General features: G+C 71.6%; 18 protein-coding genes. 13 read left to right on the plus strand and 5 right to left on the minus strand.

All coding sequences use genetic code 11. The features are described 5' to 3' along the window. Positions 1–56: 56 nt before the first annotated feature. Both ACFC96_RS03430 and ACFC96_RS03435 read left to right on the plus strand, forming a co-directional pair. Positions 57–983: a DMT family transporter gene (locus ACFC96_RS03430; RefSeq protein ID WP_376610510.1), complete on the plus strand. Its 927-nt coding sequence runs from the start codon at positions 57–59 to the stop codon at positions 981–983. Further along, the gene (locus tag ACFC96_RS03435) at positions 980–1,906 is read left to right on the plus strand and encodes a Gfo/Idh/MocA family protein (protein ID WP_376254062.1); all 927 of its coding nucleotides are present in this window, start codon (positions 980–982) and stop codon (positions 1,904–1,906) included. The genes ACFC96_RS03430 and ACFC96_RS03435 overlap by 4 nt, the downstream gene beginning before the upstream one ends. Here ACFC96_RS03435 and ACFC96_RS03440 read toward each other — a convergent pair. Further along, complete coding sequence (locus ACFC96_RS03440) at positions 1,874–2,797, minus strand: phosphotransferase family protein (RefSeq protein WP_376609954.1); 924 nt, start codon at positions 2,795–2,797, stop codon at positions 1,874–1,876. The two genes, ACFC96_RS03435 and ACFC96_RS03440, sit on opposite strands and share 33 nt — an antisense overlap. Before the next feature lie 227 nt (positions 2,798–3,024). On the opposite strand from ACFC96_RS03440, the gene ACFC96_RS03445 reads away from it, so the two are divergent. The 6 genes from ACFC96_RS03445 to ACFC96_RS03470 all read left to right on the plus strand — a co-directional run bounded on the left by ACFC96_RS03445 (position 3,025) and on the right by ACFC96_RS03470 (position 9,337). Further along, positions 3,025–4,236 carry a DUF4032 domain-containing protein gene (locus ACFC96_RS03445; protein ID WP_376609955.1) on the plus strand — a complete coding sequence of 404 codons (1,212 nt, stop codon included), beginning with the start codon at positions 3,025–3,027 and terminating at the stop codon, positions 4,234–4,236. A 93-nt stretch (positions 4,237–4,329) separates the two neighbouring features. After that, entirely contained in the window at positions 4,330–5,379 is a 1,050-nt protein-coding gene (locus ACFC96_RS03450) for a hypothetical protein (RefSeq protein ID WP_376609957.1), read from the plus strand. A 483-nt stretch (positions 5,380–5,862) separates the two neighbouring features. Then, positions 5,863–6,684 (plus strand): XRE family transcriptional regulator, encoded by an 822-nt coding sequence (locus ACFC96_RS03455; protein ID WP_376609959.1) that lies wholly within the window; start codon positions 5,863–5,865, stop codon positions 6,682–6,684. Positions 6,685–6,764: 80 nt separating this feature from the next. Further along, on the plus strand, positions 6,765–7,805 hold the full coding sequence (locus ACFC96_RS03460; RefSeq protein WP_376609961.1) for a PhlD: 1,041 nt from the start codon (positions 6,765–6,767) through the stop codon (positions 7,803–7,805). A 69-nt stretch (positions 7,806–7,874) separates the two neighbouring features. Beyond that, on the plus strand, positions 7,875–8,537 hold the full coding sequence (locus tag ACFC96_RS03465) for a TetR/AcrR family transcriptional regulator (RefSeq protein WP_376609963.1): 663 nt from the start codon (positions 7,875–7,877) through the stop codon (positions 8,535–8,537). Positions 8,538–8,545: 8 nt separating this feature from the next. Then, positions 8,546–9,337, plus strand: coding sequence for an SDR family NAD(P)-dependent oxidoreductase (locus tag ACFC96_RS03470; RefSeq protein WP_376609964.1), 792 nt, complete (start codon positions 8,546–8,548; stop codon positions 9,335–9,337). Here ACFC96_RS03470 and ACFC96_RS03475 read toward each other — a convergent pair. Then, complete coding sequence (locus tag ACFC96_RS03475; RefSeq protein WP_376609966.1) at positions 9,322–9,861, minus strand: amidohydrolase family protein; 540 nt, start codon at positions 9,859–9,861, stop codon at positions 9,322–9,324. The genes ACFC96_RS03470 and ACFC96_RS03475 overlap by 16 nt on opposite strands. Before the next feature lie 109 nt (positions 9,862–9,970). Between ACFC96_RS03475 and ACFC96_RS03480 the strand changes: the two genes are divergently transcribed. Continuing rightward, positions 9,971–11,059, plus strand: a complete 1,089-nt coding sequence (locus ACFC96_RS03480) for an acyltransferase family protein (RefSeq protein WP_376609968.1) — start codon at positions 9,971–9,973, stop codon at positions 11,057–11,059. Between the two features lie 72 nt (positions 11,060–11,131). Beyond that, positions 11,132–11,431 carry a hypothetical protein gene (locus ACFC96_RS03485; protein ID WP_340458743.1) on the plus strand — a complete coding sequence of 100 codons (300 nt, stop codon included), beginning with the start codon at positions 11,132–11,134 and terminating at the stop codon, positions 11,429–11,431. Here ACFC96_RS03485 and ACFC96_RS03490 read toward each other — a convergent pair. Further along, the gene (locus tag ACFC96_RS03490; protein ID WP_376609970.1) at positions 11,412–12,107 is read right to left on the minus strand and encodes a DUF2470 domain-containing protein; all 696 of its coding nucleotides are present in this window, start codon (positions 12,105–12,107) and stop codon (positions 11,412–11,414) included. The genes ACFC96_RS03485 and ACFC96_RS03490 overlap by 20 nt on opposite strands. Positions 12,108–12,251: 144 nt before the next feature. Here ACFC96_RS03490 and ACFC96_RS03495 point away from each other — a divergent pair, with 144 nt between their 5' ends. From ACFC96_RS03495 to ACFC96_RS03505, 3 genes are all read left to right on the plus strand, one after another. Continuing rightward, positions 12,252–12,536 (plus strand): hypothetical protein, encoded by a 285-nt coding sequence (locus ACFC96_RS03495; RefSeq protein ID WP_340458741.1) that lies wholly within the window; start codon positions 12,252–12,254, stop codon positions 12,534–12,536. Between the two features lie 209 nt (positions 12,537–12,745). Next, entirely contained in the window at positions 12,746–13,291 is a 546-nt protein-coding gene (locus tag ACFC96_RS03500) for a VanZ family protein (protein WP_376254083.1), read from the plus strand. 5 nt (positions 13,292–13,296) lie between these two features. Beyond that, complete coding sequence (locus ACFC96_RS03505; RefSeq protein WP_340458739.1) at positions 13,297–13,698, plus strand: ATP-binding protein; 402 nt, start codon at positions 13,297–13,299, stop codon at positions 13,696–13,698. 57 nt (positions 13,699–13,755) lie between these two features. Here ACFC96_RS03505 and ACFC96_RS03510 read toward each other — a convergent pair whose 3' ends face one another. Next, complete coding sequence (locus tag ACFC96_RS03510) at positions 13,756–14,388, minus strand: MBL fold metallo-hydrolase (protein ID WP_376254089.1); 633 nt, start codon at positions 14,386–14,388, stop codon at positions 13,756–13,758. Continuing rightward, complete coding sequence (locus ACFC96_RS03515; RefSeq protein ID WP_376610512.1) at positions 14,388–15,473, minus strand: S-(hydroxymethyl)mycothiol dehydrogenase; 1,086 nt, start codon at positions 15,471–15,473, stop codon at positions 14,388–14,390. Before ACFC96_RS03515 ends, ACFC96_RS03510 begins: the two co-directional genes overlap by 1 nt. Positions 15,474–15,520: the final 47 nt, after the last annotated feature.

Below are 15,520 nucleotides of genomic sequence, written 5' to 3' on the forward strand. Positions count from 1 at the left end.
GGACGACGACGAGTGGGAGGTGCGCGGTGTTCGGTGGACGCGGCGCGGCGGTGCGGATGGGGGTGCTCGCGCTCCTGTGGGGCTCCGGGTTCCTGTGGATCAAGTTGGCGCTTCAGCACGGGTTTTCGCCGGTGCACATCGTCGTGGTGCGGTGCGCGCTCGGCGCGGGCGTCCTGTTCGCGCTGAGCCGGGCGACCGGGCAGCGGCTGCCCCGCGACCGCCGTACGTGGGGCCGCCTCGTGGTCGCCGCGTTCTTCTGCAACGCGGTCCCGTTCGCCCTCTTCGGCTTCGGCGAGCAGACCGTCGACTCGGGCGTCGCCGGCGTGCTCAACGCCACAACTCCCTTGTGGTCACTACTGATCGGCGTCGCCCTCGGGTCGGAGCGCGGCCTGCGACCGCTGCGGCTGACGGGTCTGCTGCTCGGCTTCGCCGGTACGTTGCTGATCTTCGCGCCGTGGCAGCGCGCGGGCCTCGCGAGCTGGGGCGCGCTCGCCCTGCTCGCGGCCGCGGCGAGCTACGCGGTGGCGTTCGCGTACATGGGGCGCAAGCTCACCGGTCCCGGCGTCCAGCCGATCGCCCTGTCCTCGGCGCAGTTGACGTCCGCGACGGCACTCAGCCTGCCGGCGCTGCCCTTCGGCGCCTCGCCCTCGTCCGATGTCGACCTGACGGGCGTCCTCGCGGTGGCGATCCTCGGGATCTTCGGCACGGGCGTGACGTTCTACCTCAACTACCGTCTGATCGCGGACGAGGGCCCGACGAGCGCGGCGACGGTCGGCTATCTCCTGCCGGTCGTCTCCGTGGCGCTGGGCGCCGTCGTGCTCGGCGAGGACCTGTCGGCGCGGGTGGTGGCGGGGATGGCGGTCGTGCTGGCCGGCGTGGGAATGACGCGAACGCCCTCGGCCCGGAAGGGGGCGCGTGAGGCCTCCGGGACGGCGACCGTTCCTGTTCCGTCCGCCGCACGCCAGCCATACTGCCGACCATGACTTCTGCTGCCACCACCCTTCGCGTCGGGCTCGTCGGCACCGGCACCTGGGCCTCGAACACGCACGCCGCCGCTCTGCGCGCCCACCCGGGGACCGATCTCGTGGGCGTCTGGGGGCGCAGGCCCGAGGCCGCCGCCGAGGTCGCCGCCGCCCATGGGGCTCGGGTCTTCGAGGACGTCGACGCGCTGTTCGCGGCGTGCGACGCGGTGGCGTTCGCGGTGCCGCCGGACGTCCAGGCGCCGCTCGCCGCGCGGGCCGCCGCCGCGGGCTGCCATCTCCTCCTCGACAAGCCGCTGGCCACGTCGGTGCCCGCGGCCGGGGAGGTCGTGGACGCCGTACGGGCCGCGGGGGTCGCGTCCGTCGTGTTCTTCACCCTGCGCTTCGCGACCGTCACGTCCGACTGGCTGGCCCAGCAGGCCGTCGCAGGAGGCTGGTTCACAGGCCGGGCCGACTGGTACGGGTCCCTGTACACCCCCGGCGACACGTCCGAGCTGACCGCGTCCCCGTGGCGGGTCGGGCGCGGCGCCCTGTGGGACGTCGGCCCGCACGCCCTGTCCGTACTGCTCCCGGTGCTCGGCGACGTCACGTCCGTGACGGCCGCGCGGGGACCGGCGGACACCGTGCATCTGGTCCTCGCACATGCGTCGGGCGCGTCCGCCACGGCCGCGTTGAGTCTGACTGCTCCGGCGAAGGCGGCGGGCGTCGACGTGGAACTGCGGGGTGAGTCCGGCATCGTGTCGATGCCGACGGGCGGTGCGTCGGTCGACGCGTTCGGCGTGGCGGTCGACGCGCTCCTGGAGTCCGTGCGCACGGGCCGGCCGCACGCCTGCGACGCCGCTTTCGCGTTGCGCGTCACGGAGATCCTCGCGGCGGCGGAGGCCCGCCTCGCGTCATCCGGCGGCGAACCAGGCCTCGGCGAGTGAGTCGAAGGTCGCCTCCGGCGGCGCGGGCAGTTCCCGCAGGTACCAGGGCAGATCGCTGTAGACGTGCAGAAGGGTGTACGCCGTCACGGTGCGGGGCGCGAAAACGCGGCCGTACGCCTCGGCGAAGCGGTTCATCAGGCGCGGGTCGGCCCGGGTGACGAACAGGCCGACGGCCACGAAGTCGTAGGCCGGGTCCCCGATCATGGCGGGCTCGAAGTCGAGGAGGCCGGTCAGAGCACGGGTCCGGGGGTCGACGACGAGGTGCTGGCGCATGAACTCCGTGTGCAGCAGTACGCGTTCGGGCCCGGCAGTCGGCTCGACCGAGTGGAGGAAGGCGGGGATCTGCTCCAACCAGCCCTCGGCGAGTCCGTGTTCACGCTGCCGCTGCACGGCGCCGGCGCGCTGCTCGCCCACGAACGCGCCCCAGTCCCCCGGGCCCACCACTCCGTCGAGGGGCGTGGGGTCGAGGGCGTGCAGCGCGGCGAGGCACGCTCCGGCCTCCGTGACGATGCGGTCCTGGTCGGCGCGCGGGATGCCGGGCCAGGCCACGGCCAGGTCCTCGCCGGGGAGCCGGGACATGAGGATGTAGTGCCACCCGTTCTCGTATGCGCCCGTGGAGCGGACCTCCGGGGTGGGCACGGGGAGCCGGCCCCCGATGTGGGCGAGGACCCTGGCCTCGGTGACGCCGTCCTCCGCCGAGGCCGCCGGGAACAGCTTCAGGACGTGCTCGTCACCGACGGCGTAGACGGGCTGGGTACCCGCTTCGTAGCGCGTGAGCGGGAGGCCGGTGAGGCCGAGCCGGGCGCAGAGGTCCTCCGCTCCCCGCCGCATGACCGCTTCGTCGGGGACCACGGCGTCCCATTGCTCGTCGGTTTCCACGAGGGGCAGCATGGCCCGCACCCTAGGACGGGGCCCGGCGGGCCTCAAAGGGATTTCGGCGCCCGACGACTGGTCGCCCCGCATCGGCGGCGGCAGGGCGGACGGGCCTGTTTCCGGCCGGTGTTTGCCGCCCTAGAGCAGCCCATCAGGGAGCCGGCGCGCCCCCGGTCTTGACCCGCGCCGCCTCTACGGGGTCCGATCACCCAGGACCCGCCGCGCGACCCAGGGACTATGACCGCATGACTTTGCAGATCAGCGCCACCAACCCCGAACACCCGGCCCTCCTCCTCGAACTGCCCTGGCACGTCCCCCTGGAGGAGTGGCCGGAAAAATATTTGGTGCCGCTTCCCCGTGGCATCTCGCGCCACGTCGTCCGCTACGCCCGTGCAGGCAGCGAGATCGTCGCCGTGAAGGAACTGGCCGAGCGGCCCGCGGTGCGCGAGTACGAGCTCCTGCGCACCCTCGACCGGCTCGCGATCCCCGCCGTCGACCCCCTCGCCGTGGTCACCGGCCGGACGGACGCCGACGGCACGCCTCTCGAACCCGTCCTCATCACACGCCACTTGGGCGGCTCCCTCCCCTACCGCTCCATGTTCGAGACGACGATGCGCCCCGGCACCGTGCACCGCCTGATGGACGCCCTCGCCGTCCTCCTCGTGCGGCTGCATCTGGCGGGGTTCGCCTGGGGGGACTGCTCGCTGTCCAACACCCTGTTCCGGCGGGACGCGGGCGCGTACGCCGCGTACCTCGTGGACGCCGAGACCGGAGAGCTGCACCCCCGGCTCAGCGACGGGCAGCGCGCGTACGACATCGAGCTCGCACGGGTCAACATCAGCGGCGAGATGCTCGACCTGGAGGCGTCCGGCGCCCTGCATCCGTCCATCGACCCGATCGCCTTCGGCACGGAGATCGGGGAGCGCTACGACGCACTGTGGACGGAACTGACGCGCACCTCCGTCTACCCGGCGGGCAAGCACCACTACATGGAGCGCCGCATCCGCCGCCTCAACGATCTGGGCTTCGACGTGGCGGAGATGCAGATCTCGCACGCGGACCAGGGGGACACCGTCACGTTCGTGCCGAAGGTCGTGGACGCGGGCCACCACCAGCGCCAACTCCTGCGCCTCACGGGCATGGACGCCGAGGAGAACCAGGCACGACGGCTCCTCAACGACCTGGAGAGCTGGATGGCCACGCAGGACGACTACGCACCGGGCGATCCCCTGGGGGCGCGTGCAGAGGTCCTCGCCCACCGCTGGGTGCGCGACGTGTTCCGGCCGACCGTGCGCGCGGTACGCGATCACGTGCCGGACCGGACGGACGCGGCCGAGCTCTACCACGAACTGCTCGAACACCGCTGGTACCTGTCCGAGCGGGCGCAGCACGACATCGGGCTCGACATGGCGATCGAGGACTACGTCAAGAACATCGCCGGCCGGCCGCGGCCCTGACGGCGCCAGCTCCGAAGATCGCCGGGGACGGAACCGGGGGCGCGAACACGTCGTGGTAGCACCGAGGAAGAGGCGCGACGAGGGGAGACGATCATGACCGGGAGTGTGCGGGTCGACGGGAACAGCCTGGTGCTGCCGGGCGGTGCGCGGGTGCGGTTCGTGCGCACGCTGCGCCTGCCGGAGACCGGGACGCATCCGCTGCCGCCGGGGCTCGGCGAGTTCCCGGTGCGCCGGGTCGAGGACTACGCGCACTCGGTGCCGCCCCAGTGGCGGGCGCGCGGCGGCGTCATGCTGCCGATGTACCTGCGTGAGGCGATGTGGCTGAGCTTCGCGGGGACGGCCGAACCGGCCGCGCTCCAGGTGGGCGTGGGCAAGGTGTGCGCCATCTCGGGGCTGCCGTGGAGCAGCCGGCTGTCCCGGGATCCGCAGAACTACGTGGTGCTGCCGCGCCAGCCGTGGCTCGACGGCATCAAGTCCGGGAAGGGCACGGTGCGTCAGTTCGTGGCGCTGCCCCTGGGACTCGGCGCCACGGTCGAGGGCCAGGTCACCGGCGAGGAGACCTGGGGCGGGATCCAGCTCCAGGCCTTCACCCTGACCGACGCCGCGCTGGGGGCCTGGCGCGCGGAGGAGGCCCGCAAGCGGGAGGCCGCCGCACGGGCGGTGCCGCCTGCCCCCGGAGGCATGCAGTGGATGGGGCCCTCCGGCGGTTACGGGGCGGCGCCGATGCCGGCCGCGCCGGGTGCCGCACCGCAGGCTCAGGCGGCGCGTTCGATGGGGATCGGGGCCGGCGGCACGATGCGCCAGCAGGTGTTCCGGGACGACCGCCCCGGGTCCGACTGGGCCGAAGCGGCCGCGGGCCGCGTGTTCGTGCACCTGGTGACGCCGCCGGACTGGCGCCGCATCACGGGCGAGGAGCCGCCGCCGTCGCCGGTGGACCGGGCCGCGTACACGAGGGCGGGGCTGCCCTGGTTCGACTACTACGACGAGAGCGCCGATGATCTCGCGCCGACGGACACGCTCGGGGCGGTGAAGCCGGCGGGTGACTGGCTCGGCGACGACCACGAGCCGTGGCAGGCGCCCGGCGCGCACCAGGTCAAACCCCTGGGGGACACGGGCAAGCCCGTGGCGGACGGCGACTGGTGAGTGCGCGGCGCGGCGGGGTCGGTTCGCCGGCCCCGCCCTGCGGCCGACCCGCGTGCGCGGCGGCGCATGCGCGGGCGGCCGGTACCGTGGCCGCTACGTAATGGCGAGTGACGGCACCGGCCGCAGCCAGTGAGCCCTCGATCTGCCCGGGGGAAGTGCCCGAACTGGGCCAAGCGATGCACTTTCCGGTCACATGGATCGGAATATGACAACTGGCCGTGCACTGTTCCCGTAACGGATCCGAGGGTTCGACGGATACCCGACACCGGGAAATTCAGCCATTTTCGAGCGTCCCGGCCCTGGTGCCCCATCGGCGTGGCCGCGCGGCCCCTGGCGTTCAAACCAGCAGGTCGCCGACCCCACGGGCTCCATCATGACGCACCCGCTGATCGTTTTCTTCGGGCAATGTTTATTACCAAAGGTGATAGGAGTAATTAGACTGCACTCGCTCAACTCGGCGTGGACCTCAAGGGATTACCCACCATGAACAAGACGGCGCTCCGCGCCCTGCTCCGTGAACGGCGCGCGCTGATAGCCCCCGAATCCCACGGCTTCACCCGCCCCACAGGCCAGGGCCGACGCGCCCCCGGCCTCTCCCAGCACCAGGTGGACCAACTGCTCCACCGGACCCTGGGGACGTACCACCGGCTGGAATCGGGCAATTACCCGAACCCGCCGACGGTCCTGCTGCGGGACGTCGCCCTGCTGTTCGACCTCGACGAACAGGAGTGGGTGTCGCTGTGCCGCTACGCCCTGCTCCAGGACCCGCCCGGACCACTGCACCAGTCGTCGGGGAAGGAGATCCCGGGCTTCTGGCAGGACGCTGTCGACGGCATCGGGCACATGGCGTACGTCACGGACGCCTCTTGGGACATGATCGCCCACAACACCGCGTTCGCCTCCCTCTTCCCTGATGAGCAGGTCCCGACGAACACGATGCGCTGGATGCTCCTCGAACCCCAGGGCCGCCGGATCCTGACGGACTGGGAGAACGCCTGGGCCCCCTGGGTGCTCCCGCAGTTGCGCGCGGCGCTGGTCGCACGGCCGGAGGACGAGACGCTGCGGCAGATCGAGAAGGAGGTCAAGGAGGATCCCGACACCTCGCACATCTATCAGACCGGGGCTTCGCTCATCCACGCCGACGGCCACGAACGTCCCATAGTGCACAGCAGGAAGGGCCAGGGCTGGCTGTCGATCTGCGCCGCACAGCCCATGACCGCGCCCGGCTCGCGGCTGTTCATCCTCGTCTTCCGCCGTGGCACCGAACGCCCCCGCCCACGGCCGCCGATGCTGAGGGCCCACTGAGCGGATAGTCGCAGTCGACGGGCGTCAAGTACTTTGTGCGGCACCCCCCACGCCCGACTCAGCACAGTGGGAGACACCCCATGCCCGCCTTCGTCTCACCCCCGCGGACCGTCCTCGGCGCTCACAAGGTCACCACCGACGAGATAGCCGACGACATACGCACGAACCATCCCGACCACCCGCGCCTGGGCGCCTTCCTGCGCGTCGTCAACAACTGCGGCGTGCGCACCCGTTACTTCACCAGGCCGCTGAACTCCCCCACAGTCGGCGGCACGGCGGACGTACACGCGCGCACCCAGGCGGCCTTCGACGACGCCGTGGACATGTCGGAGCGCGCCGCCACGGCCGCGCTCAACGCGGCCGGGATCGACGCAGGTGCCATCGACGCCATCGTGACGACGCATGCCACCGGGTACGCGGTCCCCAACCTGGACGTCCATCTGATCGGTCGCCTCGGCCTGCGCCCCACCACGCGCCGAGTCGCCCTCACGACAGTGGCGTGCGCCGGAGGGGTCCACTCCCTCATCAGGGCCGCGGACCTGGTCGCCGTGCGCCCGGCGGCGAAGGTGCTCGTCGTGGCCGCGGAGGTGCTCTCCACCTCCTACAACCACTCCGCTTCCACCATCGAGGCGATGATCTACAAGGCTCTGTTCGCGGACGCGGCCGGCGCCACCGTCGTGACCAGCGAGCCGCTGACCGCCGGGCTGGCGATAGAGGACACGTTCGAGTACACACTTCCTGACACCTTCGACCGCTACCGCGGTCGGCTGGACGCCCACGGCATGCACTTCGACTCCACCAAGAAGGCACCGCGCGCCGCCACGGAGACGCACCCTGCTCTCATCGACTGGCTCGCGGGGAGAGAAGTCGGGTTCACCGCCATTCACCCCGGCAGCCCGAGCATGATCACCGACACCGCCGCCGCCCTCGGTCTCACCCCCCAGGACGCCCGGCACTCCACGGACACCCTCTCCGAGGAGGGCAACCTCGGTGGCGTCAGTGTTCTCCGGGTCCTTGAGCGCACCCACACCGCACCTCCCGCCGCCGGAACCAAAGGCGTCGCCGTCGCCTACGGGCCCGGCTTCACCACCGCCGCCCTCCACGGCCACTGGCACGCCTGACACGCCGCTCCGTCGTGTCCCATCGAGACATGTGTCCCGTTGGGACACCACGGGTGTACGCTCTCAGACATGAAGGCGAAGGACACCGCACCCCGCACAGAACCCGTCGAGGACCGACGGCAGCGCAAGGCCCGGCAGACCCGGGAAGCGCTCGCCGCCGCGGCCGTCGGGCTCGTGCTGGAGCGGGGTCTGGGCGCCGTCACCGTCGAGGCCATCGCCGACCGCGCCGACGTCACGCGCCGCACCTTCAGCCGCCACTTCGGCGGCAAGGAGGACGCCGCCCTCGACTTCACCCGCAGCGACGCCGACCGGATCAACGCGGCCCTGCGCGCCCGCCCCGCGGGCGAGCCCCCGATGCTCGCCTACCGCAGGGCCGTCGAGCAGTGGCTGGCGGAGCCGTCCGCCCCGCACCGCAGGCCGCACATGCGCGCCCTGCTCGCGGCCCTCGACACCGAGCCGGCGCTCTTCGCCGCGTACGAACGCCTCCGGGTGGACGCCCAGGACGAGTCCGTGCGCATCATCGCCGACCGGCTCGGTACCGACCGGGACCGGGATCTGCGCCCGGCCGTCGTCGTCGGCGCCGCGGCCGGCGTGCTCACCGCCGCCCTGCGCCAGTGGGCCCGCGGCGGCGGGCACGACACGGATCTCGCAGACCTGGTGGGGCAGGCCTACGACGCCCTGACCGGGGAGGCCGTCCTCGCGGCGGCCCCCCACATCTCAATCAGAGAGTGAACAGCACCATGAGCAGCACGAACACCCCGGCACCCGTCAGCGACTACGCGACCGAGTTCGCCGGCAGGACCGCCCTCGTCACCGGCTCCGCCTCCGGTATCGGCCTCGCCACCGCACGCCGCCTGGGCCGTGGCGGCGCGAACGTCGTGATCGCCGACTACAACGCCGACGGCGCCGAGAAGGCCGCCGCCGAGCTGAAGGCCGAGGGCATCACCGCCGCGGCCGTCACTGTGGACGTCACGAAGCCGGAGTCGGTCGAGGCCGCGGTGAAGTTCTCGGTCGACACCTTCGGCGGCCTCGAACTGGCCGTCAACAACGCCGGGATCGGCGGCGAGAGCGCCCCCACCGGCGCCTACGACATCGATGTCTGGAACCGCGTCGTCCGCACGAACCTCGACGGCGTCTTCTACTCGATGCGCCACGAGCTGCCCGCCATCGAGGCGTCCGGCAAGGGCGGCGCCATCGTGAACGTCGCGTCGATCCTCGGCTCGGTCGGCTTCGCCGGCTCCCCCGCCTACGTCGCCGCGAAGCACGGCGTCGTCGGCCTGACGAAGACCGCGGCCACCGAGTACGCGGCCAAGGGCATCCGCGTGAACGCGGTGGGCCCCGGCTTCATCGACACCCCGCTGCTGCGACAGATGGACCAGGACGCGTACGACGCGCTGACGGCGCTGCACCCGGCGGGCCGCCTCGGTCACGCCGAGGAGGTCGCCGAACTGATCGCGTTCCTGCTCTCCGACCGCGCCTCCTTCGTGCACGGCAGCTACCACCTCGTGGACGGCGCCTACACCGCGCGCTGAGGCGGGATCAACTCTCCCCTGCTCATGACGATCCGCAGGTCCGTGAGCGCATCGAGGCCGGCGCTCGGGTCACCGGACGCGGCGATCAGGTCGGCCGGACGCCCCGGGGCGAGGAGTTCCGTGCGGCCGCCGACGCCCAGCGCGTCGGCGGCCTCGGTGGTGGCCAGGTCGAGGACGCGCGGTGCCGGCATGCCGATGTGCTCGAAGAACGTCAGGCTCTGGCGAAGGCCGTCGAACCCGGCGCGCTGAACTCCCGCGTCCGTACCGGCGATGAGTCGCACACCACGTTCCGCCATCGTCCGTACTTGAGCGAACAGCCTCTCGGCGCGCTCGGCCCCGAAGACCGTGGGCAGCATCCGCCAGTGGACGCGCTCGTCCCGCTCGTCCGCCAGTGCCTCGACCTCGGTGCGTCTCCCCACCGCGATTACGGTGTCCCCCTCCGTGAGGACGGCGCCGTCCTCGACGCAGCGGCCGCCGGGACCGGTCACCACACGCGCCGCCGTGATCAGCTTCCTGCTGCTCATCCTGACCTTCCGAAGGGTCGGAAAAAGGGCACCCGGGAGTGTGTCATGAAACGGCCCCTATCGGGCAGGGCACCAAGGGTCATGCACCGCGAGGGGCTCAAGGGGAACGATGGACAGGCGGCACGGACCGGGCACCCAGGGAGCACGGGACCCGTACTTCGACAACGCGAAATACCTGACGATCGTGCTCGTGGTGTGCGGGCACGCGTGGGAGCCGCTGACGTACGGGAGCCGCACGGTGACGGCCCTGTATCTCGGTGTGTACGCCTTCCACATGCCGGCGTTCGCCCTCATCTCCGGCTATTTCTCACGGAGTTTCGACATGGCGCCGGGCCGGTTGCGCCGCCTCGTCGGCGGGGTCGTGGTGCCGTACGTGCTGTTCGAGATCGCGTACACGCTGTTCTACCGGTGGGCGCAGGACGATCCGGGGTATCCGATCAGCCTGCTCGACCCCTGGTATCTGATGTGGTTCCTGGTCGCGTTGTTCATCTGGCGGCTCACCACTCCCCTCTGGCTGCAACTGCGACACCCGGTGCCCGTCGCCCTGACGATGGCCGCGCTCGTGTCGATGGCGCCGGACACGGGTGGTGACCTGGCGCTCCAACGGGTGGTGGGTTTCCTGCCGTTCTTCGTCCTCGGACTGACGCTGCGGCCCGAGCACTTCGAGCGGCTGCGCACACGGCGGGCCCGGCTGTGGGCGCTGCCGGTGGCGGCCGGGGCGCTGGTCGCCGCGTACGCGGTGGCTCCCTGGTTCGACGCGGGCTGGTTCTACCACCGGGGCAGCGTCACCGGCCTCGGCGCCCCCGCCTGGGCGGGACTGGTCACGACGCCGGCCCTGTTCGTCCTCGCCGTCGTGCTCAGCGCCTGCTTCCTGGCCTGGGTGCCGGGGCGGACGACACTGTTCACGACGCTGGGCACGGGGACGCTGTACGCGTACCTGCTGCACGGCTTCCTCATCAAGTCGTCGCGCTTCTGGGGCTGGTACGACCATCCGTGGCTGCACACCCCGGCGGGTGAACTGACGGTGACGGCCGCGGCGGTCGGCGTCATCACCCTTCTGTGTACGTCTCCTGTGCGGCGGATCTTCCGGTTCGCCGTCGAACCGCGAGTGCCGTGGGCGTTCCGGCGTACGGAACCGGTTCGGGCGGCCGAACCGCCGGTGTCCGGCGTCCCCGGCGAGCGGGTGCCGCGCCCCTAGCCTGTGGCCGTCCGTCGGACCCGAAGCCGGACCCGTCCCGGGCCTCGCCCGGCCCCTCAGAAGGGCACCTCAGTGATCCGCACCCGCCTGTTCCGCTCCCGGTTCCTGCTGCCTGCCGCGCTGCTCCTCGCCTCCGTGCCCGTGCTCGGCGGGACGGCGCAGGCGGGCGGCACGTGTTCCGCCACGCACGCGGACGCCCCGATCTACGCGGGCAACAACCCGTGGACGGACATCGTCGGTCATCTGGACCCGGGCGTCCCCGTCGACGGCACACGGCAGGGCGCGGACGAGTTGTGGCGGGTGTCGCGCACGGACAACGGCGCGCCGCTCGGTTTCATGCGCGCCGCGGACCTCACCTGCGGCGGCGGCTGATCGCCTGCGCGGAGGAAAGCAGGGCGTGCATGCGGTCGTTGAGCTGTCCCAGGTCATCGGCGGGGGTGTGGAACGGGAGGCGTACGTCGGCCTGGCCGCGGACGCGTTCGAGGCGGAGGGTGAGCCCGTGCCGGTCGACGGCCAGTGGCTGGACCCGGACGACGCCGTGCAGGCTGTCCACCTCGACGAGCCGGGTGAGCTGTTCGACGGCTTCGGGGTGACAGTCGGCGAGATGGGTGAGCAGGCGGGGTTCCGCCGTGGTGAGGGGATCGGGTGCGGTCTCGGCGAGTTCGTCGAGTGCGATGCCGATGCGGCCGGTACGTGTCTGGAGCACGGCGCGGATCGGCCTCAGCACGAACTGTTCGCCGTCGGGTTCGAGTGACCCGGAAAGCCACAGGCGCGCCCGGATCCGGTCCCTGACGGGCACCGGCGCGGCGTCCGCGAACTCGATGAGCGCGGTCGGTTCGCCGCGCGGCGCGCAGAGCACGGCGGCGGACAGCAGGCTGTCGGCCGGGGGCTGGATCCGTACCTGGCCCTCGTCGGTGACGCGATGGGATCCGACGAGGTCCTCCCGCCCGATGTCCGTCGTCACTTCGCACGACCAGGCGGTGGCCAGAATTGATCGCGCGCGTGCCGCCGCGGTGGGAGCGGCGGTACTGATCTGTCGGACACCCATCCGAACCTCCTTAGGTAAGCCTTGCCTAACTTATAGGAGATTCGCAGAGGGGGCCAGTACGCGTGAGGGCGGGGAACGCACGCGATCGGGCGGCGAATATGCCATACGCCCGCGCGCATCGGCCGGGAGCGGCATCATGCCGCCATGGACGGTACTGCCCTTCTGCGCGACCTCTTCACGCCGGACGAGTACGACGCGGTCCGCTCGCACGCGGACCACCTGGGCGTGACGGTGATCGAGTACGTACGTCAGACAGCCACCGAACGCGCCCTGGAACGACTGCACTTGGCACAGGCTCTGGATGCGCAGGAACTGCGCCTGGGGAAGCTGTCGATACCCCACGTCGAGCGCGGCCGCAGCGGCGAAGGACCTCCCGCTCTGCAACGGTTCCTCGACTCCCTGGCGCATCCGCCGGGGACGAAGACCTGACGCGAAGAAGCCCGAGCCGGAATGGCCGGGGCGCGCCGGGGCAACCGGCTCCCATGACCCCACAGACTGCGGCACGTCGGCGAAAGGGCCAGGAGCGCAAGGGCCAGAAGCGTAAGGGCGAGGCAGGGAGGCGGGTGACAGGGAAGCGCGCACCGCGAAAGCCGGCAGCCCGGAAAACGGCGACACGCAAGCCGGGGACACGTAAGCCGGTGCCATGGGGGCGGATCGCCGCCCGTGCGCTCATCGCCGGCCTCGCGTTCGTCGCTCTCGTGGCGTTCTCCGCGGTCCTCGCCCGGCTGACCCTGACGCCGTCCCCGGCGTCGGCGGACCTCGCGGGGTCCAACATGCGGCCGGGACACTCCCTGCGCCAGTACGCCGAGTCGTACACGTTCCTCGGCGCCTGCAAGCAGATCGGCGGGAATCTGCTGCTCGGCGCGCCGTTCGGGCTGCTGCTGCCGGTGCTTGTGGCGCGCAAGGGCCGCATGTTGCGGGTGCTGGCGGTGACGGTCCTCGTGATGGCGCTCGTGGAACTGGCGCAGGGCGCGATCGTCGAGGGGCGCGCCTTCGACGTGGACGACGTGATCCTGAACACGACGGGCGCCCTGATCGCCTACTTCCTGCTCGGGCGTCGCATCGGACACGGCTACCACGCCCTCGCACGGCCGTCGGGCCGTAACCGCTTGACGATCAGGCTGCCGGGGAATGGGGCTCGTGACCGAGGAACAGCCCGTGCCACAGGCGACGGAAGGAAGTGATCGTCATGCGTGCGCTCAAGCGCGCCGTACGGCGGCCCGCACGCGTGGAGTACCTCTTGCCGCAGGGCTCGGGCTCCGCCCGCTGGGCCCGGCGCCTCACCCATGACTTTCTCGCGGGACGGAGCGCGGGCGGCGCGCACGACGCGGTGCTCGTCGTGTCGGAGCTGGTCGCCAACGCGGCCCGGATCGAGGACAGTCACTGCCGTATGAGTCTGTGCCTGGACGCGGACGAGCTGACCGTCTCGGTCCACGACGACAGCCCGCACCACCCGCAGCTCAAGCCGGCTTCGCTGTCCGCCGAGTCGGGCCGCGGCATCTCCCTCGTCGACGCGCTGTCGCGCCGTATGAGTGTGGTGAGCGACCCCTACGGCGGGAAGACGGTACGCGCGGTTCTCGCCCACCCCTGACGGCCGGGGAGACCCGGGCGGCAGCACTCCGTCCGCCGCCCGGCCCGGTCGCCCGGCTCAGTGCCCCCTGGCGATCCACTCCTCCAGGTGAGGCGCCTCGGCCCCGATGGTGGTGCTGTCGCCGTGTCCGGTCCGTACCTCGGTCTCCGGCGGCAGCGTGAGGAGACGCTCCCTGATCGACTCCACGATGGTCGGGAAGTCGCTGAACGACCGGCCCGTCGCCCCGGGTCCACCCGCGAACAGGGTGTCGCCGGTGAAGACGGCCCCGAGGTCCGGCGCGTACAGGCTGACCGCGCCGTGGCAGTGCCCCGGCGTGTGCAGCACGGTCAACTCCACGCCCGCCACCGTCAGTCGCTGCCCGTCGGCGAGATCTCCGTCAGGCGTGCGGTCCGGGTGCTTCTGCTTCCACAGCTCCGTGTCCGCGGGGTGCAGGAGGATCGGCGCGCCGGTGCGCCCGGCGAGTGCGGGTGCCGCGTCGATGTGGTCGTCGTGGGCATGGGTGCACACGATGGCGACGAGCCGCCGGTCACCCACGGCCTCGGCGATCGCGTCGGCGTCGTGCGCCGCGTCGATCACGACGACCTCGCTGTCGTCCCCGACGATCCAGACGTTGTTGTCGACGTCCCAGGTGCCCCCGTCGAGGGAGAACGTGCCGGACGTGACGAGGTGTTCGATGCGCGCGCCGGCCATCAGAAGATCACCACCGAGCGCAGCACGTCGCCGTGGTGCATCCGCTCGAACGCCTTCTCCACGTCCTCCAGGGCGATCGTCTCGGTCACGAACGTGTCGAGGTCGAGCCGCCCCTGCCGGTAGAGATCGATCAGCATCGGGAAGTCGCGCGCGGGCAGACAGTCGCCGTACCAGGACGACTTGAGCGCGCCGCCGCGCCCGAACACGTCCAGCAGGGGCAGTTCGAGCTGCATCTCGGGGGTGGGGACGCCGACGAGGACGACGGTCCCGGCGAGGTCGCGGGCGTAGAACGCCTGCTTGTAGGTCTCCGGGCGGCCGACGGCCTCGATGACGACGTCGGCACCGAAGCCTCCGGTCAGCTCGCGGACGGCCTCGACCGGGTCCGTGGAGCGGGAGTTGACGGTGTGCGTGGCGCCGAGTTTCTTCGCCGTCGCCAGCTTCTTGTCGTCGATGTCGATGGCGATGATCTTCCCGGCGCCTGCCAGGTGGGCGCCGGTCACGGCCGCCGCGCCGACCCCTCCGCAGCCGATGACGGCGACGGAGTCGCCGCGGCCGACGTTGCCGGTGTTGATGGCGGCGCCGAGGCCGGCCATGACACCGCAGCCGAGCAGGCCCGCGGCGGCCGGCGAGGCCTCCGGGTCGACCTTCGTGCACTGGCCGGCGGCGACGAGCGTCTTCTCGGCGAAGGCGCCGATACCGAGCGCGGGCGAGAGCTCCGTACCGTCGAGGAGCGTCATCTTCTGCTTCGCGTTGTGCGTGTCGAAGCAGTACTGGGGGCGCCCGCGCAGGCAGGCACGGCACTGGCCGCACACGGCACGCCAGTTGAGGATCACGAAGTCGCCCGGCGCGACCTCGGTGACACCGTCGCCCACCGCCTCGACGACACCGGCCGCCTCATGACCGAGCAGGAACGGGAACTCGTCGTTGATGCCGCCCTCCCGGTAGTGCAGGTCGGTATGACAGACCCCGCACGCCTGGACCTTGACCACGGCCTCACCTGGTCCGGGATCCGGCACGACGATCGTCTCGATCCGCACCGGCTCACCCTTGGCCCGCGCGATCACGCCTCGTACCTGCTGCACCATGACGATCAGCCCTCCACTCGCTCGTCGCATCGTTCTCCGCCATCTTC

Source organism: Streptomyces sp. NPDC055955, from assembly GCF_042270245.1.
Lineage (GTDB): Bacteria > Actinomycetota > Actinomycetes > Streptomycetales > Streptomycetaceae > Streptomyces.